The following is a 26,171-nucleotide window of genomic DNA, read 5'->3' as shown; positions in this document are numbered from 1 at the left end:
TCCCGCAAATGACGGCAAAAGTAGTGTTTATTCATGAGTGGCAGCCCGACAGGTTGCAGCAACCTTTGCATAACCTGTCCTCTAAAATGGAACTAGAAACGATCACGCAGCGAAAATGGAGTCCGTTTTGTCAGGATATGTACCCCAGAAAAGTAGGTGTTAGCATGAAACGACCCTTCCACAAGGGATGGAACGTGATTCGCCGTATAACCGGCATTGTAATGTGTTTTCTATGTATAATCACCCTGCTCCCCATACTCCAAGCTGAAGGTGCTGGAATCCAAAATGCATATAGGCCCGTACTACCCACTACATTGGCCACAAGTACGGCGGGACTTCATTCCGACACACTGGCTCCTGATGCAGTTCAACAATTTGCTCGCGAGCAAGCTATCATTCTAAGTACTGAACATGAAGGGAACCATTGGGATCATGCTCAATTGGACTTTTATCCCCTCGGTCCAGGCACACGCAGCTGGTTGGTATACGCTAATGTTGGAGAGTCACCCGTTGGTTATATGATCATTTCAGCTAACGAGCAAGGACAATTACAGCTCAGCGAGTATGGTCAGGGAGAACAACGACCGTACAACATTTCCTTGTTGGATCAAGCTCTGGATCGACAGCAACTGGACTTGAAGAAAATGATTAATGACGGAGGAGGGCTTCAATTACGTTATGCGCCTCCCCTGCTCGCTTATTGGAAAGTGGAGAGACCTAACGATGATGCAATCTATATTGACGCAACCAACGGCGACACCTTACCAACGGGTATTTTGGATGCACTGGATACGGACTCACGGCAGGCTACGAGTCGAATGAAGTTCATAAGGTCAATATCTGTACAAGCTGTCGTGATGACCCCCGAGGATTCGCCACAAGTCTCCTCGTTGTCGTTGTCCGTTGACTCCATGGATCTGCAACCTCTCTTTGATCCCGCGGACAATCTGTTATGGATCACGTCAAAAGCACTTTCGATCAATGGCGTAAAAACATTGAATCAGCAATGGAAAGAGCATAAAAAGATCGTTTTCTCTGCAGATGAGAAAAATGTCTTGTATGGCGGGGCTTTGCCTGTCAGTGGTTATCAAATCTGGCGTGACGACCGTGGAACCGTTCAAAAACAATATGTAGCTATTGGCGGGAATACTTCGGTAAGACGATTTGTACCTCTTCAGACTTTGCTGCGGGACGGGCATTTCTATGCTGTGAAACCTTGACCGATCTATACAACAAATAAGACGCCTTCCTCTGGTTCTTCATAGGAATGCGTCTTTTTCTTTGGAAGAAGCTTCTACCTATGTTGGTTCTTGATTCACCCTTTACCTGAAGAGCTTCGTTTCTGCATTTTCCCCTGCGAATTCATTGCTTTTTCCTTTTTTCCAACCCATAGAGATACAGCAAAAGGAATCATTCCAAACCACTTCATAGTCCATGGCTCTTTGGTCTTGGTTCGTCCTTTACGTTCATCCTTCGGTGTGTCGATATAATGAACAACTCGCTCTGTAATGTATTTCACCAGCTCATCACTTTTGGCCATAACCTCTGCCTCCTTAGCTCCGGCAAAGCCGGGGCTTATGTTATCTCTATTGTGTGCAGAAGGGATCATCAATAAACATTTTTTTTGCTGCAAAGAGTATGAAAAACAGAAGAATGCACAGTCTAATGCCAAAGGTATCCATCCACTCACTTTATGGCATAAGATGCCTATTTCAAGAAGGAGCGTGTATTCTCATGTATAAGCTGCTGGCCGCATCGATGGCATTGCTAATCAGCATCAGTTCCATCCCTCTGACCTCCCATGCCAGCGCGGCAAAATTTGCCTTAACCGACCTGCCTATATTGCATTCACAACGATCACCCATAAGCCCATCCATGCTGCCGGTAACCGATGGGGATGCCTATCACTCCACTCATCATGCGTTTGCAGCACCTGTCATCCTTCTAGACGTTGGTCATGGCGGCATTGACGGTGGAACAACAGACCATGGCGTACTGGAAAAAGACATCAACCTAGCCATTAGCCAAAAAGTGTATCTTCTGCTTCGCAGCAAGGGTTATGCAGTCATCATCAACCGACTTGGAGACTATGCGCTGAGTGACGAGAATCGCTGGTTAAACAGTCGCTCACGCCATCGCAGAGATTTGGCTCAACGCAAAAGCCTTAGCGAAGAGGTCAGCACCGACATCGTCGTCAGTATCCATGCCAACTGGAGTCCAAGATCAGCTGCTCGTGGCCCAGTTGTTTTACATCAGAACGAAGGAAGAAGCTACATGCTCGCAAGTTCCATTCAGAATCAGCTAAATCAATTGTACAAGACGGAGCGCGATGTGGTATGGGGCAAGCCCTTTTACCTGTTAAATCATGTGAAGCAACCCGCTGTAATTGTTGAAACCGGATTTCTGAGCAATGCACACGATCGCGCAATGATCAGCGACCCGGGCGAACAGAAACGGATTGCACAGTCCATTGCTAATGGCATTATTTATTATCTGTCGGCAGTTTAGGCTCAGCTTGCCAATGCCACACATCTCGGACCAGATCGCTAATACCGACGAACTCAATCTGACCTTTGAGCCGAGATACGGATTCATGGACAACAGCAGAGGTATTTAATCCGGTATGACCAACGTGACCGATCACTACACACACATCTTTGTCGAGAGCACGTTGGGCCGCCAAATCCATTTGCTTGCGTATTTGTTGTTTGGAATTGTGGTCATCTAGAAAAATATCGTTGCCGACGGGTGGCATATTTTTGGTGATGGCCAATTCCCCCACCACAGATCGAAAATTGGTACGACTATCCACAAAAAATAGCCCGCGCTCTTGACATACATCCAATACAATGGACATGATCCGTTTATCAGACGTAATTTTGGAACCCATATGGTTGTTCATGCCGACGGCATAAGGAACTTCATCTATGGCTTTCTCGACTCGATCACGCACTTCCTCATCCGTCAGATTGGTTGTGATCGCACCTGGCCCAAGCCATTCTGGTCTTCCCTTTTTGGGCTCCATTGGCATGTGAACAATCACATCCATTCCTTTTTCATGTGCGGCAATCGCATCTTTCTTCGTCGTTGGCAAGAATGGCATCACGGCCAACGTTAACTTAACCGGGGTCGCCAAAATTTCAGAAGTACCTTTCATGTCATTCCCCGCATCATCAATGATGATCGCCATTCGTTTACGCTGCGATTTGTCTGCCGGAGTTGGTGATATCTGACCTGAAGTTGAACCAGGTGCTTGTATTATGGTTTGCTCCGTTAACATTTGCTCTGGCTGCCCTGAACGAATTTGTGATTCCGCACTGCTGGCAGAAAAGCCAAAACCATAAACCATGAATATCGTACCTGTGAGTACCACTGACATTTTAAATTTCCAGGTGCAGGACCACCCTTTTCGTCCGGCCTTATTCATCCATCGTTCCCTCCTTTGTTCTGTCCCATCATTATTTGAACAATGAAGGGGGAATATGTAGACAAAAAAAGCCTGTTCATTCCAATGGAGCGCTGAAGGCCGCTGTGTTGGAATGATGTAAGCGATATTGGCGAGGAGCCTGACCTGTCAGTTGATGAAAAAGGCGAGAGAAGTAATGAACCGAGCTAAAATGATATTTTTCAGCAATTTGAGTGATATTTAATGTCGTGTGAAGCAAATCATACTTCGCCCGTCCAATACGAAAGTGATTCATATACTGGATGGGGGAGTATCCGGTAGATTTCTTGAACAGCTCGAAAAAATGACCACGGCTCATTTTGAGACTTTTGTGATAGATATCCAGCGGCTTGGGTGCTCCGTGAAGTAAGTCTTTCTCCAAAATTTTAAGAATATGGGCTATCCGGCGATCAGGGATTAAATGCCCCTTCTCCATGCAGCAGTTCAGAAAGTAGTCGATAAACGTTTGAAAATGACGCTGAATCGTCAAGCTCCGCATAAAAGTCTGCTCATTGGTATATGAACCACTTTTATAAAAGTCTTGGAACAGATCCTGCCAGATTCGCAACGACTCCACCTTTGAAATCTCCCTAAGTTCATATGGAAAGGCTGGGCCAACAAAAGCTTGTTGCAACACCTGCGGCGGATAACAGATCGGACAGGACGTATCAAATACCTCTTTTCGCTCCACATAGTGCCAATCAAAATAACAACACAGATGTACCATAGGGTTATTCCCATCAGCCACCCATTCATGTAATTGCCCTGCTGGAATATAGACCAGCGAACCAGGACCGAGCCTGCTGCTCAGACCATTTATACTTAATATCCCATACCCTTCGCTGATCAAGTAAATGGAACTGGTATAACAAATTCGCGGAGAACTCGACTGTCCCTTCGCAAAAGGGTATCGGGTCGCCAAATATACATAGGGATGCAAGGAAGCAAAATTCATTGGAAGTTTCCTTTCCGACTCCGTTTTTCTCGATGTTAACCTTTCATCTCCATCATCGAAAGGTACAATTGGGGACTAGAGGTACATATCAGCAGAGCACCAATTGATCTGACGATCGTGCAAATCATGGACGTCTTGCTAAATACAGCAAACTGCTGTTCAGATACAGTAATAACTGTACATCGCATGACTTCATGAGGAGGACGACTTGTGCAGAAGAAGGATAGTCTAACGAAGAGAAAAAACGAGATAAAAAAGAACAGAGGCTATGAACGGGCCAAGCAGCATCCCATTTCCTTCACTGGTCCTGCGCCGGATTTTTTTGAAGGCGCACTACTGGGCAATGGAGGACTAGGTGTTGTCGTAACAACCCGTCCAGACGCTGTGATGCTCCATTTTGGGCACAACAATGTATGGGATATTCGTCTCGCCGAAGAACACCGTGAAGAGCTCATGACTTTCCAAGAGGTATATGACAGATTTGCTGCTCTGCCAGCTGATTTACCGCGATTAACGGATCATCCGTGGTACAAACAATATTGTGAGTTGGCTGGCCAAAATTACAGTAAGGCATATCCCAAGCCCATGCCCTGCGGGTCACTACTGCTGCGGTATGATCGGCGAAAGGCCGAAGTCATCGGCCACACCATGGATATTGCCAACGGCCTTTGCACGATTGATTTCCTGATCGATGGCAAACCTGCTGTATTCGAACTCTTTGTGGAAGGAGCGCACGACCGGATCTGGATGAAGGTAAGTGATACTGCGACGGGTGCTCCGATCCCCTTATTCGAGGAGATCAAGCTCATTCCTGATCCCGAAACACCGCCTGAATTTCCTCAAGCAGCAATCGTAACCAGTGAAATTACGGGTAGACAGTCATTTACGCAAATTTTGCCGCATGTTGAGCATCCCGCTACGCCCTATATCACACATGAAAAAGATAGAGCTTTCCGGCTCGCTGTTCGCTCGTCTGGATTAACAGCAATGAAGAAACATGCTTTGCATCATCAGACGCTCGCATCCAACGGCTGTCCTCTGGGAGAACCTGAACTCGGCTTTTTGGCCTGTGCAGAGCTCTGGGAAGGCCTTTACAGTGAACTCAATAATGAGGCCCACCCGCCAGAACTATCTTTTTTTAGTCAAGCTAAACAAGAATCCAATGCAATGTGGCGTGATTATTGGAGCCGCTCCTCCGTCTCTCTGGAAGATGAATTTCTGGAGCGTATCTGGTACCACAATCTTTACTTTTTTAATTGTGCCGTGAGAGAGGGCGTTACCTGTCCAGGCCTATTCGCCAACTGGAGCTACCGTACCATCGGTGCAGACTGGCATGGGGATTACCACATGAATTACAACACACAGCAGCCATTTTGGCTCGCATTCTCCAGCAATCATCTCGACAAACATCTGCCCTACGTGGATATGGTTGATCATGTACTTCCCATCAGCCGAGCATGGGCAAGTGATTATTACGGACTAAGCGGAGCTTATTTCCCCCACTCTGCCTATCCTGTTGAGATGTCCATGATGCCCTACCCTGTCCCGCACTGGGGATGGGAAATCTGTGAGACGCCTTGGACCGTACAAAGTCTATGGTGGCACTATCGATATTCCATGGACGAGACGTTCCTGCGTGATCGTGCATTTCAACCCATGAAAGAAGCCGTGCTGTTCATGGTCGATTACATGAATCGTCCGGAAGCACAGGGTGAAAGCTGGGGAGATGGTAATTATCACATTTTTCCGACGGTGGTGCCGGAGCTATATGAGATTTCACCCGGCTTTGCCAAAAACAAAGACTGCCTGATCGACCTGACTCTGACACGATTTCTGTTCAATGCGTTCACCCAGGCCTGCGGTGTTCTTGAAAGGATAGAATCCGAGCAGGAACTGCTAGAGAATGTAGAGGAGATTTTAAACCAGTTCCCTTCTTATCCCACAGCCGAATCACGCAACGGTCCAGTCTTTGTGTCGGTGGAGGGGGAAGATCCTGACGTGGTGTATAATGTCCCGATTCCTATTACGACTGTATTTCCAGGTGAAGATCACGGGCTTCATTCGTCAGAGGAGGAATATCAGACCGCAGTAAACTCCTACCTTAACCACCGCAACGAAGGCGGGAATGAACTGGTATTCTTTCATCTTGCCGGAGCCCGGCTTGGCGTGTTGGATCTGGAACGCTTCAAACGTCAAATCCAGTATTGTCTGCTACCAAACGGTACTTGTACAGATCGGGTCCTGATGAGCGGTGGTCGCTATGCTGACACGGAGAACTTCGATTTCATGTCACGCATGGGCATCTGGTTCGAAAATTTCTCCCTGCCTGCCGTTATCAATGAATGCCTTCTTCAAAGTTATAATGGCACCCTGCGCTTCTTTCCCAACTGGCCGAATGGACAAAAAGCAGAGTTCCATACTCTCCGTGCTGTGGGAGGCTTCCTTGTCAGCGCGGCTTTTGTGGATGGGGAGACGGATTGGATCGAGATTGAGAGCGAAGCTGGTACTTCCCTAACCTTCTATATCCCATGGGCAGAAGGGGCATTGTGCACAGTTTCTTCTGGTGAACAATATATGTTATCTGGTCAGGTTGGCAAGATCTCAACCGTAGCAGGAGATATCATCTCCATTGTTAAAGCGACGTTTTAGCGTATCTTGTAGAATGTGTCCATAAATAAGAAGCGTCCCTGACCATCTCGGGACGCTTCTTATTACCAAATTTACTCTTCAATTACTTGGAAGACCACAGTTCCATACGCTGAGCATATTTCTCGTTAATGATATCTTCCACTTTCTCATCGCCAGCCTTCTTCATATCCTCCAGCATCTTGTCAAATACGGAGTTGGCTTCAGCTTCACTTGGAGCAATAATGGCTCTCGTAATGCTCTGATCCATAATATCCTTCACCTTCTGGGCCGTCAGTGCTTGAGGTGTTCCCCCATCCGGATTCAGGTTATCATACTGTGCTGTATCCCATACGGAATCACCAAGACTCTTGAGGGCCAGTTCATCCACTTCACTGCGTTGGAATTTAACGGCCATGTCGTACGGCTGTCCATTTGGATCCAGGCCATTTTTGATAAACCATAACCATTTACGAACGCCACTTTTCTTCACCGTATCATCCCAGTTATCCTTGAAGCTTTTCAGGAATGCAGGGTCCGGTTGTCGCTTGCCATCCACCATAGTGTATTGCTCGCCTTCCTTGCCCCACAGCAGCAAATGCTGTCCTTCATCACTCGCCAGATAATTAAACAGCTTTATGGTTTCTTCCGGGTGTTTGTTGTTTTTGGTAATCGCAATGGCATCCCATCCAAGCGAGCTTCTTGGGCCAAATGTTGTTTGAGCCGGGTCTACACCTGGAGCAACAACCTTGTATGCGAACAACTGATTCTTTTCCCCGCCATCTTTCTTCAAGGCGCCATTGCCGTTACCTGGGTCCCAATAGGCACCTGGTGTAGAGAATACTGCGCCAGTCGTCAGCTTTTGAATCCAAGTCTGTGTTTTGCTGATCGCAAATTCTTTCTCAATCAGACCTTCTCTATATAAGCGATTGATATATAACAGCATCTCGCGATATTTGGGGTCTTTAACATCATATTGCAGACGTCCATTGTTGTCATAGTAGGCTTTTAAGCCCCACATGCCTTTGAATGTTCCCAAATTCGCGCCCATGTTCTCACCGTTCATCGTCATGGGAATGGACTCTTTGCCATCAATCGTGTTGTATTTTTCTTTAAAGTTTTTCAGGAGTGCTTCAAACTCATCCGTTGTAAGTGGCTTTGAACCATCTGCTTTGTCTGGAAGAAACTCTTCCAGCAGGTTTTGTCTCATCAGCATACCGAAGACCGGATCACTGTCGAGTCCATACCAGTTTGCCAGATAGTAGTTCTTGCCGTCTGTATAACGTGTTTTGGTCAAGGTTTCGCCATACATCTCTTTCAAGTCAGAACCATACTTTTCAATTAACTCATCCAGTGGAATGAATGCACCGCTTGAAATGTACTTATCAAGTGAAGCGTCTCCCCGACTCATGACCACCACATCCGGATAGTCACCACTGGCGAGCATCAAGCTTAGTTTTTCCGTTGGATTACCTGTTGGTTGTTGGATGGAGATCTCTATGCCCGTCTTTTTGGTAATTTCCTGGGCAATTGCATCGGTAAATGGTTCTCCTTTGGTATTGCCATCAAACCACGTCAGCGTAATCGGCCCTTGTTCCCCATCTTTACCCGCTGTATTATTCTCCCCATCATTGGAGGAGCAGCCCGCAAGCAAACCAACGACTAATGCAGCCGTAATTCCCATGGTCATCCATTTTTTTGTCTTTATCATTGACACCCTAATTCCTCCCAATGAATAAATTCCTGTAGTGCTAGATTGAGCATTTCCAAAACGATCTTTGCCCACCCCCTTTCAGGGAGAAGCCACCGGACAAGCCTTCCCTGCAACCGGATCACGGAATAGATTAACTCTTAACAGCTCCCAAAGTCATGCCTTTAACAAAGTATTTTTGCAGGAACGGGTACACCATAACGATTGGTAAGGTGGCCACCATGGTAGCAGCCATTCGAATGGTATCACTCGAAACAGCATTTCGTTTAGCAGAGTTGGCCAGCATCTGCGATTGTGAAATCATGCCGCCAGTCTGAAATTGATTCAAGATTTTGACGAGCACGGCCTGCAAGGTCTTCAGGTCCGAGCTGTAGGTGAACGCATAGGAATCAAACCAGGCATTCCAATGCCCAATCGCTTGAAAAAGTCCTATTGTGGCAAGTACAGGTGTTGTCAGCGGCATCACAATCCGGAAGAAAATCGTCAGATCGTTAGCCCCATCTACCCTGGCCGATTCTTCAATCTCATGGGGCAGCTGCTCCATAAAGGTACGGACAATAATCATATAGAAGACATTCATCAAACTTGGCAAAATGAACACCGAAAATGTATCGATCATGTTCAGTGCCTTAAGCACCATGTAGAACGGAATGAGTCCACCACTGAAATACATGGTAAAGATAAAGTACAGGTTCCAGCCTTTGCGGCCAACCAGATTCCGCCGACTTAGCGGATACGCAAGCATCGTAATGACGAGAACCGATAGCGGTGCGCCAATCAGCGTCCGTTTGACGGTTACCCACAGCCCGTTTAAAATCTCACTATCTTTCAAAATCTGCTGATAGCTGTCCAAGGTCAAGTCCCTGGGCCACAAGTAAACGCCGCCCCGTACCGTATCCTCCGCGCTGTTCAATGAAAGAACGAGTATATTCCAAAACGGAAGAAATGTAACCAGTAATACTAGAATAAGAATGAAATACACAATAATTTTGAAAATACGATCCCCGAATCTGTTCAGAATCATCACAAGCGCTCCCCTCTGTCTTTTGTAGTTAGAACAACGCCTGGTCGTTCACTTTTCTGGAAATCCGGTTCACGATGAGGACAAGAATAAAGGCAACAACGGATTTGAACATCCCCACGGCAGCACCGTAAGAGAACATGCTGTTTTGTAGTCCGTATTTGTAGGCATAAATATCAATAACTTCGGAGTATTCAAGCACGGTATTATTTTGCAGCAGGTATTGCTGTTCAAACCCTGCATTCAAAATGCCTCCAACCGCGAGAATAGCCAATATGACAATTGTAGGGCGCATGGATGGCAGCGTTATATGCCACATTTGCTTAAATCGGCTGGCTCCGTCCACCCTGGCCGCTTCGTAGAGATCCGGATTAATGGAAGCGATTGCGGCGAGATACATAATGGCGCTGAACCCCATCTCTTTCCACATGTTCGACAATGCGATAATCCACCAGAATAGAGGCCCGTTCTGCAAAAATGCGACTGGTTCTTTGACAATGCCCAGCAGAACCAGAATATTGTTAAGCATTCCATCCGAAGCAAGCAGCGTAATTACAATGTTGGCTGCAATAACCCATGAGATAAAATGCGGCAGATAAGAAACCGTCTGTACAAAACGTTTGAAAAATCCCTGTCTCGCTTCATTAAGTACAAGCGCGAGAATGATTGGCGCAGGAAATCCGAAGAACAGCGTCAGCAAGCTTGTCGCAAGCGTATTACGCATAACCCGATAGAAATCCCCTGTTGTAAAGAAATACTCAAACCACTGGAAACCTACAAATTCGGCATGGAAGAACTGGTATAAAAAAGATCCCCCACCCGGCTGATAATTCGTAAACGCCATATACAGTCCGAACATCGGACCATAGGAAAATAGCAATGTCGCAATGAAGGCAGGAAGCATAAGCACGAATAACCATTTTTGCTCTTTTAGTCTGCTTATCAGATTATTGCTCCTGACTGTTTTGATAGCGCTTACCTTATGCATTAAGTACCCTCCCTTTTTCTATACAGCAGCATGGCCGGCCATATCTTGATTCAACTTCTCTCCTATTTATCATAAATTTGACGCAGATCGCTTGCCATAGTCGAATTCTCCGAAAGATACCGCTTTTTAAAGATGTTTTTGTAAAAAGAGAGGATTGGTTTTCCATATTCACTCTGCTATGATGAATTGTGCAACGAATAATCAGTCAAGAGAGGGCTTCCAAATGCGCCAATTCTATCGAAAATACATATACATGCCTTTTGTTAACCTGAGCTTTCGTTCCAAACTATTTATGGTATTTGTACTCGTCACCATCATTCCAATGATGTTATTGGTTTATTTTTCCTATGAACTTACCAAAACGAAACTTACCGAGCAGATCTACATCAACATGACGAACTCCACAGCTCAGATCACAAAAAATCTGGAGAATAAACTGGATAGCTACGAACATATTTCCGCCTCCATTTATTTGGATAACCGCCTTGCCAATTACCTTACGAACGAGTATCAGGATGATCCGTCTTATTTGGATGTCTATAATTATATTGGCAATCGAATCGACACCGTGATGGCTGCCTACCCCGATTTTGATAGCGCATTCATTTATTCGGACAATCCATCTCTGCCCAAAGACAATTATTATATCCGGCCGATTACACCCGAAGTTCAGAACACGGAACTGTTCCACAAATTGAAACAATCCTATGGGAACATTATTCATCTCTCATCGCCGCAGACAGAGAATAGTCCCGCCATGTTTACGCTTGCCCGGCTGCTGAACAACAACAGTAATCAGTATCCCTACGGAATGCTGGTCTTTCAAATTTCCGAGTCTGTCATCTACTCTCTCATGGAAAAAGAAGCAGGCGGCAAAGATATCTTTATTATAAATGACAAGGGCATTATTCTTTCTTCAGCGGACAAACAGTTAATCAATACAAGCTTGCCCGAATTGCTTCATCAAAATTTTGACGAGACGCCTTCAGGCAGATTTGATACAACGTATCAAGACGTGAAGGCTCTAGCGGTCTATAACACGCTTAAAAATGGCTGGAAAACGGTGTCCATCTTCCCTTACGACAGTATTATCAAAGATGCCAAATCTCTCTCTCAGCTTATTATCAAAATTTCACTGGGCTTCATCGGCGTGGCGCTGTTGCTCATTTATATTACTGCATCGCTGTTCAGCAAACGTATCAGGACGTTAATTCGCATGATTCGGCGCATTGAACGGGGGGATTTCAATCCTACCCATGAGGAACAAATGGGCAATGATGAGATAGGACAGCTTCACTTTGCATTCGAACAGATGACAACCCGGCTGAAAAGTCTGGTTACGGAGGTCTACCAGAAGGAGCTACAGAGTAAGGAAGCCGAGCTTGACCTGCTTCAAGCTCAGATCAATCCTCACTTTCTGTATAACACACTCGGTTCGATCTCCTCTCTGGCCGTAAAGCATCAGGATCCGCAGATCCAGGATATGGTCCTTCATCTAGCCAAGTTTTATCGGATATCCCTGAATAAAGGAAAGAGCATCCTGACCATCAATGAGGAATTGAAATTGACGCAGAGCTATAATGCCATTCAGCTTATTCGATTTAAAGGCAAGCTGAATATCACCTACACGATAGATCAATCGATCTTGCCCTACTCGACCGTAAAGCTTGCGTTACAGCCTTTTGTGGAGAATGCAGTGATTCATGCACTTTGGAACCAGGATCGGCCCCTAAATATCCATATCAAGGGCGTCATCGAGAACAATAGTATCATCTTATCTGTTATAGACGATGGAATGGGCATGCGGCGTGAGACGCTTCAGTCTTTGTTTGAAGAGAAAGAAGGACGCGGCTATGGCATTTCAAATGTGGATCGGAGAATTAAGCTGAAATTTGGTGAATATTACGGTGTAAAAGTGTATAGCAAACTAGGCATGGGAACCACGGTCCAAATCCGTCTGCCACAAAAAGAGATCCAATAAAAAAGGAGTGCAGTGCAGCCACTAGTGGCTTGCAAAGCACTCCTTTTAAACCATTCTACAGCATCCTTTTATACCTGCTCACGGATACGATACACCAGGCTATCGAAATCACCACGTAGAGGCAGCTCCACCCCGATGTTCATAAGCGCACGGCCACTGACCGATAATCCCAGCTCTTCAATGAGATAGGTCTTGTTAGCATGAAGACCTGCCAAACGCAGTCTAGGCAACGGTTCACCCAGCTTCTGCGAGTGAAGAAAAGCGAACAGCACATGATCACTTCCTGCAGCATCGCTGTACTGGACAGCCGTAACCCCCTTATGGCGAAGCGCAGTCAGACGGAATTGTCTGCCGAATTGCACGAGATGGCGAATGGCTTTGTACTGACCGATGAATTCCCCGGACTGCCCAATCCATTCATCACTCCACTCGTTCAGATTGGAGCCAATACCAAGCGTGCCCATCATTGCACTGTGGAAACGATACTTCAGGGAGACGTTTCGACCGTTCATTCCTGTAGGTGACTCAGTTACCCAACAGGTCATCATACGTGGTGCGTACGTATAGGAGAAGCCTTCCTGAATGCTCAGACGGTCGAACGCATCCGTATTGTCACTCGGCCAGGACTGGTCGGCATAACGGAAGATGCCCAAATCAATCCGCGAGCCACCTCCTGCGCAAGTCTCAAACTCCACATCCGGGAACTTGGTTCTCAGCTGTGCCCAGATATCATAGAGACTCTGGACATGCCTTACCCATACTTCTTTCTGGCGGTTAATAGGGTGCCCCTTCATGCCTGGCTCCGTGATGGTCCGGTTCATGTCCCATTTAATGAACTTAATCTCATGGTTGCCAAGCAGTTCGGTCATAAAATCGATAATGTATTGCTTAACCTCCGGCTTGGAAATATTCAGCAGCAGCTGATTGCGAAGCTCCGTACGTTCCCGGGTCTCAAAATGATATACCCAGTCTGGATGTGCTCTATAGAGATCACTATCTGGGTTGACCGACTCCGGCTCTACCCATATGCCGAACTCCATCCCAAGTCCGTGAACCCGGTCAATCAGCTCAACAAGTCCGTTCGGGAACTTCTCCATATTCACGTTCCAGTCGCCCAACCCCGCTCGGTCGGAATGCCGCTGTCCAAACCAGCCGTCATCCACGACGAACAGCTCCACGCCCATCTTGGCTGCCCGCTCGGCAAGCGCCATTTGGTCCTGTGCGTTAACATCGAAGTAGGTAGCTTCCCAGGAGTTGTACAGCACTTTCCCGATTTCACTGCGAGGCAGTATGTAATTGTATTGATATTGATGCAAGCGGTGGCTCATTCCGCCAAAGCCTTCTGGGCTGAATCCGCCGACAAAGACAGGCGTCTCAAACGTTTCGCCCGCACCCAGCAACCATTCATTGTCAAAATCATTGATGCCACCTGTTACCCGCACATGCGTGAATGGGGTCTTCTCCGCAACAATCTTCCAGTTGCCGCTCCAGGCCAGAGCACCAAACCATACCCCGCCGCCGCTTTCTGTCGAAAGACCATCATCAATCGCAAACCATGGGTTGGCATGACCGTCCGTGAAACCTCTCCGCGATTCAAGTATCTTTTTCCCCTCTGTCAAAATGGTATTACGCAGTTGGAATTCACCCGACCATTTCCCCGTAACATGCGTCAGGCGGTAATCCTGGAGATATGGAAATGTCCAGGCTGCGGATTGCATGCTTTCCAGCACGATATCCTCCTGTCCCGTATTTACGATATTGGCGTAACGCTCCACCAGGTCGAATTCCGGAATGACCCGATATACCAGCTGCGTTTCAAGTGCATACACCTGATCCTTCAACGTGATGATCAACGTCTGTCTGCCATCCTGTTCAATGATCTCATGACGGTCATACCTTACCTGAAGATCGCGGACACCATCAGGCATACGCAGTTTCAGAGATGGCTCTGTATAAGATGCTCCTCCCCAGAAGCTATATTCCTCCATCTCTCCTTCCACTTCCGCATCAAAAGAGCTATGGGATTGTAGATGGAGCAACGGAGCGCTGTCCTCGATGTCTACGGGGTCACCCCAATACAGATGCTGGAGGTGTTCTCTCTCATTGATTCCGAAAATGTAGGACGAATTTTGCGTCTGTATTGCAAATATACGTAGTTGTTCATTATATTGAATCGTCAAGTTTATCATCCTTTCGAGTTCCAGTTACCCTCGTGCTGTGTGTTGTGAACATACCTATTATTGTAGGAAGCAGGAGTTAAATTAGCCATATCGCATTCTTACAATCCATAGGGGAAATCATCTCTCATTTCAAATTATGAAAATAAGGCTGCGATGCAATTCGCAGCCTTAAATCTTACTTCAAAATCAGGTTATAGATGACCTGAGCCGCCTCTGCACGGGAAGCTATCCCTTTAGGCACAAACTGCCCCTGTCTTTGGCCTTGAACTAGTCCTAGTTTGGCTGCATCCTTTACCGAAGCAGTTGCCCATGAAGAAACCTGAGCCATATCTGTAAACAAGATATCTGTAGAACCAACAGGCACTTTCCCATCATTCAGTTTGTATGCTTTCATCAGCATCACCGTGATTTCCTCTCGGGTAATCCGTGCGTCCGGCTGGAAACTGGTTGTGCTTCGGCCGTTGACAATACCAGCTTGGGTCGCGATCGCGATAGGTTCCGCGTACCAGGCATCTGTCGCTACATCTGTAAATTGTACTTCCCCTGCTACGGTCAGTCCCAGAGAATGAACGAGCATGGCGGTGAATTCAGCGCGAGTGACTGCACGTCCTGGCTCAAATTGATCTTCGTTTGTGCCTTCAACATACCCCTTTGCTGCTAACTCCTTGATTACAGAGCTAGCCCAATGATTGGCCGGAACATCGGCAAACGTCCGATTCAGTTCCAGAACGGCATACTTGCTGAAGTGGCTCACTTTAGTCGTTAATACGCCATTCACGTAATCCGATTTGAGAAATTCCAATTTCCCATTTTCGTTAATATAATAAATCCCTCCCTGTGAAGGGTCGAAGCCTTCAGCCGCTTCCAGACTCAGCGTAACCGGATGATCGAACGCAGAGAGTGTTTCGGTTGTACCAGATTTAGTTGTTACCGAAAGGCTGAATTCATAGATTTCTCCCTTAAGGGAAACCGTTGCCCGGGAAGATGATTCCACTGCAGCAATGACCTCCTTGGCCTTGCTGCCAAGCAAAACCATTTTCAAGGAAATGGTACTATCTTCCTGTTGCCCCGCTGGTAGCTTGCTCAACAGCTGCTGGAACAAACTCGCAGGTACTTGCAGGGTTAATTTGCCTGATTTCACTTCCAGTGCACGGTCGCCGAGCTGGCGTAAAACAGCAGATGACAATTGTAGCTCCTGAGTACCAGCCTTGATGTCCACAACGGCTTTCCCTGCCCCACTGTCCACTTTCAGCATATCGGCTGTGATGACCAGTTTTGCTGTATCGTTCTCCTGAACAGTGCTATTGCCGGAGTTTCCACTAGTATTGTTGTTATTTCCATTGTTGCCAGGATTCCCTGGGTTGCTTGGATTACCTGGGTTGCTTGGATTACCTGGGTTGCCTGGATTTTCCGGGTTGACTGGTTTTTCGGTCAATTTAACCAACTTCGATTCAGCCGGTCCAAGCGAGATGGACCATGAACCCATGGCTGACGAAGATTCACCTGTCCACAAATCTTGTAACGTGTAGGATTTGGATTCATTCAATCCGGCACGACCCAAATGAATCGTTTTGTTCGCTGAACTATTGGCGCTGTAATTAAATACGGCAAGGTAATAATTATTGCCGTCTTTCAGAACAAACGTATCCGCAGCATTTGCATTCGTATTCCCTTCAAGCGGCTTGAATGCTTTTCCTTTCAGCGCCACCTGAAGAACATCCGTGTTATTGTACAATGCTGTCATGTATTCCTGTGCCTTGGGATCGTTCACATCATCGGAATCCATCATCACCGTGCCGGCAATCACACCGGAATTTACCCGACTACGGGCTTCCTCCAGGCTTGAAGCACTGCTTAATGCCAAATGATCTGGGTCTGTATAAGAATAGATCGTTCCATTTTGCCAGAAACCATATGTCAATGAATTAAGCATGTACTCCGTCTCATTGATTTTGCCATAGGTGTCACAAGAGATCCGTCTGCTATGCGCGTATTGACTTGGAAAAATCGGTGCAATGGACGCACTAATAAACATTTTCCCATCCAATCGATCTTCGACATAACGCATCCCTTCATTGTATGCCTGGATTCCTGTCGTCACGGTAGTGTCATAGTGTTGGCCTTCCAGTGATCCATGGGTCAGGAAATCCAGTTTGATGAATGTGAATCCAAGTGATTTAAACTTATCCAGAAAATAATTCATACGCATTTGACTCCCCGGATGTGTCACATCCAGTGCATATGCTCCATCCAGCGTAGGCAGAGGTTTCCCCTGAGCATCCTTGAGCACAATATCACCATACGTATATTGCCCGTTGGTACCATCTACCGTTTGGCTCATATCGTTGCCCCAATACACAAATGGTCCCCAATAGATGCCTGCATGCTGACCATTGTCCTTAATTACAGATACGGCTTGGGCAAGCTCTGCATCACTTAGATTATCCCAGTAGGAATCCATATTAATGAATACATTTCCGTTATTGTTGAATTTCTTAAGGTTATTCTTGAAATAATTGGACACATCCACTACGTTCTGATACGAAAGCCCGCTGTCATAAGCTCCCCAGCTATTCCAACCTACTGGAACACCTTGTGGCAGCTCCGGATTCAACGCCAGCGGAGGTGTAATAATCGCATTGGCGTTACCGTATTCTTCAAGCCCTGTGCGGTAATCACTGAAACCACCTACCATAATCAGCGGTGAGGACAGTTCAGTACCGGTCAGGCTGCCATGTGGTTGGGTATCGCGAGTAACGTCACTCGCTGCACCACCATACACAGCAAATTCATTCAGACGATTAGCTGAGCCTTTCCAGTCAATACCGGTCTTCCAGGTATCATGGGTTACTGAACCGATCACCAGACCGTTACGAGTTGAGTTATTGAATACCGTCGTCATCTCGTAGCTAGTATCCGCCCGGTTCATCGTTTGAGATTTATAGCGAATCCAGGCGTCATTGTCAAAAGGTACTGTCAGTACACGATTATCCGAGCTGACGCCGATATCCACACCACCCGTATTTTTCACAGTAATTGGTGACATGTAATTACTCTGGATCTCTGTGTCACTGAAGGCATCCAGACGGTTGAGGAAATACGATTTATCTTCATAAAACCGATAGACCTGCTTCAGGGTTGGTTTGCCAATTGACGTATGAACAAAGTTCAACTCAATGCCTTTGCCGAATCCATCCTGAATCTCCACAGGTGTTCCACCGCTCTTATGACTCTCATAACCTTTGGTTTCCACAAGGCCGTCACCAAGTTTAATGCTGCTGAAAATCCCCCGCATCTTCTGCCCTTCTGCCCAGCTATAGCCGACGAATCCAGTCTGGGTATTATAAGACACTTCGTATTGTCCGTTCGATACCAGAAGGCCATACGTGTAATCAGTCACCGTGATATCCCCGTATTGTTGCGAGTCACCCGGTGTTCCCAGATCGTCATCTCCTTCACCTGGATTTTCGGGTTCTGTCTCTATCGCAGGCTCTACGATAATCCGGTCCAGATCGGGAGAATAGCCATTGTTATCTGAAAAGGTAATCGTATTCTCGCCCTCAGTTAATGGGAGGGTAAGATCATACGTACCTACCGTATCCCAATCCGGGGTTTTAGGCAGGTCGTGGAACTGCTCTTCCCCATCATTCGCATGGACATAGAAACTCCGCGGATCACCGGAAAAATAATCTACCTTAACGCGGTAATCACCTGTCATTGGGGCTATAATTTTATTGAACGTCAAGGAGCTCCCGCCATTCAGGTAGCCGACCTTTTTGCCTCCGGAAGCATTCGGACTCTCTGTTACACGCGCTTCACCAGTCAGTGTATTGCCCGAATCTTCGGCTTCATAACTAAGCGTATACGGGATTACTTCAATTCGGTCAAAATCGGGGGAGTACCCATCATGATCCGAGAACGTAATGGTATTAACTCCCTTATCGAGGGAAGCTTCCGCATCATACGTGCCTACCGTATTCCAGCTTGCCGTTTTGGGCAGATCAATCATCTCATCCGTCTCATTGTTCACCTGCATATAGACAGGTCGCTGGTCACCAGAAATATAAGATATTCGGATCAAATATGTACCATCTGCCGGTACAGTAACATTCGTAAATTGCAGTGAACTGTTTTTGTTCAGATCCGTTACTTTTTTTCCGCCTGAACTGATACTGCTGTCCACCACCTTGGCATTGCCTTTCAAAATATTGTCGGCTGCTTCTGCCTCAATGATTGCACCATGCAGATTTTTCTTCCAGTCGTCTCCGCCACCTTCTCCCGGTATGTCACTGTCCAAACCGCGGATCACAATCTTGTCGATGTCGGGAGAATACCAGTTGTTGTCATCAATCAGGATTGTGTTGGTACCCGCGTTCAACGGAAGAGTCACATCATACGTTCCCACCGTATCCCAGTCGACTGTCTTGGGCGGTTCTTCAAATTGCTTCTCCCCGCCATTCGCACTAATATTAAACGGCCGCGAATCACCTGAAATGTAGTAAACGGAAATCTTATAATTTCCTGTCTCACTTACAGTAACATTGTTAAATTGCAAGGAACTGCCTTGGTACATGCCTCCGACCTTTTTGCCGCCTGAAGCCGTCGGGCTATCAGAGATTTTCGCGTTACCAAGCAAAATATTTCCCTCGGCCTCGGCTTCATAGGTATTCATATCATCGGCGTGAGCTGTTCGGACGAACTGGCCCCCGCCAACTACCACGCAAAAAATGATAAAGAACACAAATCCTTTTTTCATAATCCGTCCCAACATAACATGCCTCCATTTTCTTTTGATTGAGTTAGGTCTCCATATGCCTATCCTGCGGTAGTTCACAGCCATTATCTGTAATCGCTTTCATAAAGAGCTGTTAAATCCCCTCTCTCCTCCTTCCTTTCCTATATGCCTAATTGTAAAAAGGAGGAGGGGGATGTTCCATACCACAATGTTACTATTCATACAGGAAAGCCTCTTTCATTCGCCATATCATGGGTTAGTAAGAGGGAGCCTATCCAAATCATGTTCAAGGAAAACGGGAGGATCGTGATCGTTACCAGACAGCCTGTATCTTCATATACTTTTCCTGTATTCGTTGGGTGTTACGCCCTCTGTCTTCAGGAAAAGAGATATAAAATAAGATGAACTTTCATAGCCCACGTTCTGCGCGATATCGTGAATCTTGAGCGAGCCATCTGCCAGCAGTTCCCTGGCTTTATCCAGTCTGATGCGTGTCAGATAATCGTGAATTGTCATCCCTGTTTTGTCCTTAAAAATGGATCTCAAATAGTTTGGTGACAAATAGACCTGATCAGACAGGCTGTTGATGGTAATCGGCTGATTGTAATTCTGATCGATGAGAGTACGGACCTTGTGAATCAATTTTGCATTTTTGTCCATAAACCGCTCACCCAGCATACTCACGGCATCTTCCGCAGTACCGAGAATCAGATCCTCGATCTCATGCAGAGTCAGTGCATTATAGATGGAATGATACAGCTCAGCCCGCTTCGGAACAGGTTTATGAAGTTGCTCCAGCAGCTCATTAACGAGATCTATCGACCAGTCGCAGATGAATTTCTTCTTAACTCGCAGTGTTGCCAATCCCTCAATATACCCGTGCAGCTTCTGTGCCGCCCATTCAAAATCCAGTCGGTTAATGGCCTCAAACCATTCCTTTTGTTCAAAAGGGGGCATATGCTCCGTATAAAACTGGTTTGAAAGCGACTCCGCATGAATAATGGTGCCCGTACCTTCATAGAAACGCTCATTCAAAACGATGCGTGTCTGTTCGTACAGACAGTGAATATGGGATAACTCTGTCTCTTGTCCTCCTACAGCTGCCGTCACCGTAAAATCGAGGGCACTACGAATAGCCTCAGCCAAGTCTTCCCACGCATAATGTCCCGGCTGCTGGGCCGCTTCCATAAATACACCCGTCTCTCCTTCCTTGTAATCCACAAAGATCGCTTTCAGGTTCTTCGCCTTGAAGAAATGGTCGAGAAAAGACACCAGCCGTCCTGTACATTCCTCCAGACTTTGCTGTTCCTCTTCAGCCTCCTTGGGATCGATACTGAACAAGGCCATTGCATATCGGGTGGTCTCCGGTTGTCGGGTTAGACGGCTGAAACTAAAAGCGAGATCAAGAGCACGATCCTCATTTTTTTCGTAAGATAACTCCTTCAGGATATTGGCTTTGGCTGCCTCCATGGAACGGTTCTTCATTGCAACTTCTTCACAACGCTGTTTAACTTTACTGATAACGCTTTCAATTTCGTTTAAATCCAAAGGTTTTAGCATATATCCCACGGCCCCTACGTTGATAGCCGATTTTACATATTGAAATTCATCGTGCCCGGTCAGAAACATCACCTGGATCGAGTCGTAGCTCTCATGTATCTTTCTCGCCAGATCAATACCGTTCATTATCGGCATCTGAACATCGGTAAGAACGATATCAGGCTGGGTGGCCTCAATCTTCTCCAAGGCCTCCCTGCCGTTACTCGCCGTTCCCATGATATAGATACCCATCTCTTCCCAACGAATGTAATCCCTCATCATCTCAAGTCCCAGTTCTTCATCGTCTACCAAAAAAATACTGTACATCAACGTCCCCTCCCTTTGTCTCTTTCTGTCTCTATTATATGTTTTTCCCCCCGTTGGACCATGGTCCATATAAATGAAAGTTATTTTCAAGTATAGATCGTTATTTTACCAACTCCAGTTCGCTATTGAAATAGTAACTTTCGCCTGCTTCGGCATGAAGGATCGTTCTATGGTTGCCCCAACAAATGGTGAACGTTCCCGGCGAGAAAGTGTGAATGTTCGTAGAAGTCAGCTTTCCATTCTCCCAGACGATGTCAACCTCGGCATTTCCTTTTGCTCTCAGCCCAGTTATCGAGCCGGTGCTCCATGCCTGTGGAAGCGCTGGGAGAAGGTGGATCTCGCCGTCATAACTTTGCAGCAGCATCTCCGCTACGACAGCTGTACCGCCGAAATTTCCATCAACGACGAAAATATTACTCTCTGCTCCAGCAATTCCGGATTTGGAATAGGTGAACAGATTATCGAAGCACAGGCCGCCGATCAAATGTGAGAGGTGTTTATATGCCGTCTCCCCATCGTGCAATCTCGCAAAACCCAGTCCAAACAAAGCAGCTGTAAATTCAACATCCTCCAGCTCTTCCTGGACCATGCGGTTCTCCAGCGTTACTCGTGCTGCAGTACTGAGTTCCGGTGTATGGTCAGGTGTAATCTGATTGTCCGGATACAGCGCATACATATGAGACAAATGCCGATGCTCCGGCTGCACCTCCTCATAATCCTCCAGCCACTCCTGTAACTGACCTTTCTTGCCGATCTGTAGAGGTGGTAGCTTGCTGATTGCTTCTTCCAGCTTGCGTCCAAGTTCCTCGTCTTTGTTCAAAAGTTCAACTGAATTAAGACAAAATTCGAAGAGCCTGCGCACCAGCATCTGGTCCATTGTTGTTCCCATGGACAGCTGCTGTGCCCCCTCTCTCGAATTATCAGAATAGAAATGATTTTCCGGCGAATTGGAAGGACCCGTCACCAGCCAACCGTTCCGAGGATGCTCACACATGTAGTCCAGATAGAAAGCCGCGGATTCCTTAAGTACAGGATAGGCCACATTCTCTAGGAAAACACGATCCTGACTGTACTCATAATGCTCAATCAGGTGTGTAGCCAGCCATAATCCGCCTGTAACGTTCAGCCCCCATGAGGTCTCCCATCCAGGCAACGTAAAGCCCCATATATTGGAGAAGACATGAGCGACCCACCCATCGCATCCATATACATTACGAGCCGTTTCCCTGCCCGCCTGTGCCAGATCCTCAACATACCTAAATAACGGAAGATGGCTCTCTCCTAGATTCGTAATCTCTGTGGGGTAATAATTCATCTGGGTATTCATATCAAGGTGATAATCACAGCTCCAGCCCATTCGGCACGCTTCACCATCATTCCAGATTCCTTGGAGATGGAGTGGCAGCGGAGAGTTCTCGCGAGACCCCGCAATGGTCAGATACCGGCCATATTGAAAAAACAATGCGTACAGCTGCGGATCTTCATCCCCATTACCCTGTTCCAACAAACGAATACGTTGATCTGTAGCCAGACCGGATTTCCCCTTGAGCCCCAACTGAATATCAACCTTGTCATATTGCTTGCCGTAATCGCGGATATGATCCTCCCTCAGCAAGGCATACCCCTTGTTTAAAGCCTTCATCAGCGTATACTCGTTCTCTGTTTTCCAATCCTGATCTGTACGGCGATAATCCGTGCTTACACTAAAATAAATCCATGCCTCATCCGCTCCGGTCACGTTCAATCGACCATCTCTACTTACGATGGTACCCCCGGATACAACCAACTTGACCAAACCCTTGGCCCATACGCCGCAAGTCCCATCACTATGTACATTTTCCGTTGCCTGCCCTTGGAATTCAAGCGTGTTGTCATCTAAGGCTACTACCTTGAATGAGTCCGTGCCTGCCTGCAAGCCAAGTGTAAAGGATACGCAACCCTGAACATTGCTCCAAATTCTTGAGGCCACTATATCATCGGCGTGAGAAGCGAAAACTTCACGAAGAATCGTGATGTCATCATCTTTCCAGAACGCTCCGGAAAGCGCATGAGTCAGATCCAGCTCGCGTTGGAAGCTTCCAGTTTCATCAGAACCCGAATTCTTCTTCCCAAAATCAATAACAACATCACATAATCCAAGATGGGTGCCGAAATTACGTTTCTTTGGCTGTAAATGCTGCTTGGCAAGACGATCTCCTCCATCATAATCCCCAGAGAAAAAATGATCTCGCATCTCTTGAAGTGCAGCCTTGCCTCCTTCGGAAGGGTGCTCCGGATCAATTCGACCCGACCAGTAGGTGACCTCGCTCATACTCCATACTTCTCGATGCGAAGACGCCATAACAACCGCCCCTATTCTTCCATTGCCCAGCGGCAGACCTTGAGACCAATCCGCTGCAGGGGTTGAATACCACAAAGTAAAATCGTTCATATCATGTCCTCCAGTCCAATAATGATTATCTATACAGATAGACTCATGACCCAAAACAGACAAACGCGCGATCTGTGAGATACAAAAGCGCGCGTTTGACTTTGTTTTTATATTCTAAAATCGTTTACTTCTCTGGGTTATCATTTCTCCCAGGTCAGTTTCCCTTCACGGTCAATCTGAAGATTTTGGATTCCGCCGGTTCCAGTGAGACCGTAAGCTCTCCAGACGTTTCCCCTTGTGAGCCTTCCCACAGATCTTGCAAACTGTAAACGGCATTGGTGTTTAGTCCGGCCCGCTCCAGCGAGATGGATTTCACCGCGGCCTGTGCAGCATCAAAGTTGAAGACGGCGAGATAGAAACTTTTCTCTTCCGACGATTCAAGGACAAACACGTCAGAAGACAGCTTCCCAAAATCACCTTCAACTGGTCGGAAGGTTTTGCCCATACGAGCAACGTTCAAAATCTCCTTGTTACCAAGCCATTCTTTTGCTCGTTCGGCAGCATCCTCTTTGCGGAAGTCATCCCCGAGTAGAAGCACCGTACCGGCAATGACTGAAGCAGTCAGGCGGCTACGTCCTTCATGCCAGCCGGTAGCTTCCTGGTTGAAGCTCTTGTATAACACCGAATGATCCGGATCATTGTAGCGATAGAGCGTATTGCTCATCCACCAACCGTGTGTCAGCGAGTTCAGCATATATTCCGTATCCGCAAGTGTACCGAAGACATCACAGGAAATACGGCGGCTGTGGGCAAATGCATATGGAAATAATGGAGCGATGGACAAGTTTATGAAAAATGGCCGTCCGATTACTTCTGGCGAGAGCTTATGCTGCAAATAAGACATGCCATAGTGATAAGCCGCGATCCCTGTTGTAATATCCGAATTGTGGTGCTGTCCCTCCAACGAGCCATGTGCCAAGAAATCCAGTTTGATATATTCGAAACCTTCCGCGATGAATTTATCCGTGAACCAGTCGATTCTTTGCAGGTTGCCAGGATGTGTCGGGTCTATTGCCAGACCACCGTCTACATCTGGCAGAATTTCGCCCTCACTGTCACGCAGCAGGATATCTGCATAGGTGTATTTGCCGTTCGTTCCTTCGACCGCTTGACTGAACTGATCAGGCCCTCCCCAGAAGGCAAATGGGGTCCAGTACGTTCCCGCTCTGTGTCCGTTTTGCCGTACTCGGTCCAGTGCGCTCTTCATCTCTTCCGGCGTAAAATTGTCCCAGAAAGCATCAAAGTTGATATATAACGTATCCTCATTCTCGAATCCAAGCGGCTGCACTTCATTTTTCAGAAAATCGCTGGTCGCTGTATATAGATCATAGTCCAGATCACTCATAGCCGCAGACCAGCTGTTCCATCCGATGGGGACACCGCCCTCCCAAGGTAATTGAGCCTCAATCCAGCTATTAGCCTGACCGTAGGCTTCAAGACCTTCACGGTAGTCTTCATAGAACCCGACGAATACCAATGGAGATTCAACTCTTTTTCCCTTCACATAACCATGAGGCTGGGAATCGCGAGTCAGTTCACCCACCGCACCGCCGTACAGATCAAGTCCCTCAATTTGTCCGCTTTTTTCGCTTTGCATACGAATCCCTGTTTTCCATACCTTATGCGTAAGGGAACCCATCACAATTCCCCGGCGGCTGTCGGGCGCGAACAAGGCTGTCGCCTCATAACTCTCCATATCAAGCGGCGGCTTAACGACCGTATATCTGACCCATTTATCGTTGTCAAACGGAACACGCAGAATGCTTGGTTCATTCTGGCCGGATTCTCCGCCGAGTGATATGGCTTTGGATTGGATGACAGCCATGCGATTCGCCTTAAGCTCTTCATCACCGACTATAGTGGTCTGCACCAGTACATACGGTGAGGATTCATACATATAGAAATGCTGCTCCAGTTGCGGCAGCAACGAGGCTTTATGCAGAACGACCAAGCGGATGCCTTTTCCAAATCCTTCTCGAACAATATCTTCCTGTGCCGTCAGCTCATGGTTCTGATAATGATCCGTGCTGTATTCCCGGCCCTGCCAGCGAAAAGCACTACGAATGCCCTTCACATGGGAAGAATGCTTGCCGATGAAGGACACTTCACCATTTTCAAGATTGATCTCCAGGCTCACGTGGCCATTTGTAACGCTTACAAGATTAACATTCTGTTGCTGCACTTGTACGGCTGTATCGCTAGTTAGCATCATATGCCTCCTTATTGTTGCATG

At 46.9% G+C, this 26,171-nt stretch carries 15 protein-coding genes; 4 read left to right on the top strand and 11 right to left on the bottom strand.

Annotated elements, in window-relative coordinates:
* Positions 1–8 precede the first annotated feature (8 nt).
* A complete protein-coding gene (locus BLS14_RS00680) occupies positions 9–1,220 on the top strand; it encodes a hypothetical protein (protein ID WP_176854271.1) in 1,212 nt (403 codons plus the stop codon).
* A gap of 95 nt (positions 1,221–1,315) precedes the next feature.
* Here BLS14_RS00680 and BLS14_RS00675 read toward each other — a convergent pair whose 3' ends face one another.
* Positions 1,316–1,540, bottom strand: a complete 225-nt coding sequence (locus BLS14_RS00675) for a YqzE family protein (protein WP_063564759.1) — start codon at positions 1,538–1,540, stop codon at positions 1,316–1,318.
* Between the two features lie 194 nt (positions 1,541–1,734).
* Between BLS14_RS00675 and BLS14_RS00670 the strand changes: the two genes are divergently transcribed.
* A complete protein-coding gene (locus BLS14_RS00670) occupies positions 1,735–2,508 on the top strand; it encodes an N-acetylmuramoyl-L-alanine amidase family protein (protein WP_090949000.1) in 774 nt (257 codons plus the stop codon).
* On the opposite strand, the gene BLS14_RS00665 is transcribed toward BLS14_RS00670, so the two are convergent.
* Positions 2,483–3,427 (bottom strand): divergent polysaccharide deacetylase family protein, encoded by a 945-nt coding sequence (locus BLS14_RS00665; RefSeq protein WP_240321373.1) that lies wholly within the window; start codon positions 3,425–3,427, stop codon positions 2,483–2,485. The two genes, BLS14_RS00670 and BLS14_RS00665, sit on opposite strands and share 26 nt — an antisense overlap.
* A 76-nt stretch (positions 3,428–3,503) precedes the next feature.
* Positions 3,504–4,400 (bottom strand): AraC family transcriptional regulator, encoded by an 897-nt coding sequence (locus tag BLS14_RS00660; RefSeq protein WP_063564761.1) that lies wholly within the window; start codon positions 4,398–4,400, stop codon positions 3,504–3,506.
* A 210-nt stretch (positions 4,401–4,610) separates the two neighbouring features.
* Between BLS14_RS00660 and BLS14_RS00655 the strand changes: the two genes are divergently transcribed.
* Positions 4,611–7,049: a glycosyl hydrolase family 95 catalytic domain-containing protein gene (locus BLS14_RS00655; RefSeq protein WP_090948998.1), complete on the top strand. Its 2,439-nt coding sequence runs from the start codon at positions 4,611–4,613 to the stop codon at positions 7,047–7,049.
* Between the two features lie 82 nt (positions 7,050–7,131).
* On the opposite strand, the gene BLS14_RS00650 is transcribed toward BLS14_RS00655, so the two are convergent.
* The 3 genes from BLS14_RS00650 to BLS14_RS00640 all read right to left on the bottom strand — a co-directional run bounded on the left by BLS14_RS00650 (position 7,132) and on the right by BLS14_RS00640 (position 10,745).
* Complete coding sequence (locus BLS14_RS00650; protein WP_090948995.1) at positions 7,132–8,736, bottom strand: extracellular solute-binding protein; 1,605 nt, start codon at positions 8,734–8,736, stop codon at positions 7,132–7,134.
* Positions 8,737–8,869: 133 nt separating this feature from the next.
* On the bottom strand, positions 8,870–9,760 hold the full coding sequence (locus BLS14_RS00645; RefSeq protein WP_063564764.1) for a carbohydrate ABC transporter permease: 891 nt from the start codon (positions 9,758–9,760) through the stop codon (positions 8,870–8,872).
* A 28-nt stretch (positions 9,761–9,788) separates the two neighbouring features.
* Positions 9,789–10,745 carry an ABC transporter permease gene (locus BLS14_RS00640; RefSeq protein WP_090948992.1) on the bottom strand — a complete coding sequence of 319 codons (957 nt, stop codon included), beginning with the start codon at positions 10,743–10,745 and terminating at the stop codon, positions 9,789–9,791.
* A 223-nt stretch (positions 10,746–10,968) separates the two neighbouring features.
* On the opposite strand from BLS14_RS00640, the gene BLS14_RS00635 reads away from it, so the two are divergent.
* Positions 10,969–12,726 carry a cache domain-containing sensor histidine kinase gene (locus BLS14_RS00635; RefSeq protein ID WP_161490576.1) on the top strand — a complete coding sequence of 586 codons (1,758 nt, stop codon included), beginning with the start codon at positions 10,969–10,971 and terminating at the stop codon, positions 12,724–12,726.
* 68 nt (positions 12,727–12,794) lie between these two features.
* Here BLS14_RS00635 and BLS14_RS00630 read toward each other — a convergent pair whose 3' ends face one another.
* The 5 genes from BLS14_RS00630 to BLS14_RS00610 form a co-directional block, all read right to left on the bottom strand.
* Complete coding sequence (locus BLS14_RS00630; RefSeq protein ID WP_090948989.1) at positions 12,795–14,915, bottom strand: alpha-galactosidase; 2,121 nt, start codon at positions 14,913–14,915, stop codon at positions 12,795–12,797.
* A gap of 166 nt (positions 14,916–15,081) precedes the next feature.
* On the bottom strand, positions 15,082–19,677 hold the full coding sequence (locus BLS14_RS00625) for an S-layer homology domain-containing protein (RefSeq protein WP_176854269.1): 4,596 nt from the start codon (positions 19,675–19,677) through the stop codon (positions 15,082–15,084).
* A 297-nt stretch (positions 19,678–19,974) separates the two neighbouring features.
* Positions 19,975–21,507 carry a response regulator gene (locus BLS14_RS00620; protein WP_090805203.1) on the bottom strand — a complete coding sequence of 511 codons (1,533 nt, stop codon included), beginning with the start codon at positions 21,505–21,507 and terminating at the stop codon, positions 19,975–19,977.
* 100 nt (positions 21,508–21,607) lie between these two features.
* Positions 21,608–23,938: a glycoside hydrolase family 95 protein gene (locus BLS14_RS00615; protein WP_090948982.1), complete on the bottom strand. Its 2,331-nt coding sequence runs from the start codon at positions 23,936–23,938 to the stop codon at positions 21,608–21,610.
* Between the two features lie 154 nt (positions 23,939–24,092).
* Entirely contained in the window at positions 24,093–26,147 is a 2,055-nt protein-coding gene (locus tag BLS14_RS00610) for an alpha-galactosidase (RefSeq protein WP_371121128.1), read from the bottom strand.
* Between the last annotated feature and the right edge of the window lie 24 nt (positions 26,148–26,171).

It is taken from the genome of Paenibacillus sp. OK060, from assembly GCF_900101205.1.
GTDB lineage: Bacteria > Bacillota > Bacilli > Paenibacillales > Paenibacillaceae > Paenibacillus > Paenibacillus marchantiae.
The sequence above is the reverse complement of the archived record's forward strand: the minus strand, read 5'-3'. Positions and strand labels throughout refer to the sequence as shown.

Excerpts from the sequence above, each read along its gene's own strand:
- BLS14_RS00640 (WP_090948992.1), bottom strand. The coding sequence starts at position 10,745 with ATGCATAAGGTAAGCGCTATCAAAACAGTCAGGAGCAATAATCTGATA.
- BLS14_RS00645 (WP_063564764.1), bottom strand. The coding sequence starts at position 9,760 with ATGATTCTGAACAGATTCGGGGATCGTATTTTCAAAATTATTGTGTAT.
- BLS14_RS00650 (WP_090948995.1), bottom strand. The coding sequence starts at position 8,736 with ATGATAAAGACAAAAAAATGGATGACCATGGGAATTACGGCTGCATTA.
- BLS14_RS00620 (WP_090805203.1), bottom strand. The coding sequence starts at position 21,507 with ATGTACAGTATTTTTTTGGTAGACGATGAAGAACTGGGACTTGAGATG.
- BLS14_RS00675 (WP_063564759.1), bottom strand. The coding sequence starts at position 1,540 with ATGGCCAAAAGTGATGAGCTGGTGAAATACATTACAGAGCGAGTTGTT.
- BLS14_RS00635 (WP_161490576.1), top strand. The coding sequence starts at position 10,969 with ATGCGCCAATTCTATCGAAAATACATATACATGCCTTTTGTTAACCTG.
- BLS14_RS00670 (WP_090949000.1), top strand. The coding sequence starts at position 1,735 with ATGTATAAGCTGCTGGCCGCATCGATGGCATTGCTAATCAGCATCAGT.
- BLS14_RS00630 (WP_090948989.1), bottom strand. The coding sequence starts at position 14,915 with ATGATAAACTTGACGATTCAATATAATGAACAACTACGTATATTTGCA.
- BLS14_RS00680 (WP_176854271.1), top strand. The coding sequence starts at position 9 with ATGACGGCAAAAGTAGTGTTTATTCATGAGTGGCAGCCCGACAGGTTG.
- BLS14_RS00660 (WP_063564761.1), bottom strand. The coding sequence starts at position 4,400 with ATGAATTTTGCTTCCTTGCATCCCTATGTATATTTGGCGACCCGATAC.
- BLS14_RS00665 (WP_240321373.1), bottom strand. The coding sequence starts at position 3,427 with ATGAATAAGGCCGGACGAAAAGGGTGGTCCTGCACCTGGAAATTTAAA.
- BLS14_RS00610 (WP_371121128.1), bottom strand. The coding sequence starts at position 26,147 with ATGCTAACTAGCGATACAGCCGTACAAGTGCAGCAACAGAATGTTAAT.
- BLS14_RS00615 (WP_090948982.1), bottom strand. The coding sequence starts at position 23,938 with ATGAACGATTTTACTTTGTGGTATTCAACCCCTGCAGCGGATTGGTCT.
- BLS14_RS00625 (WP_176854269.1), bottom strand. The coding sequence starts at position 19,677 with ATGTTGGGACGGATTATGAAAAAAGGATTTGTGTTCTTTATCATTTTT.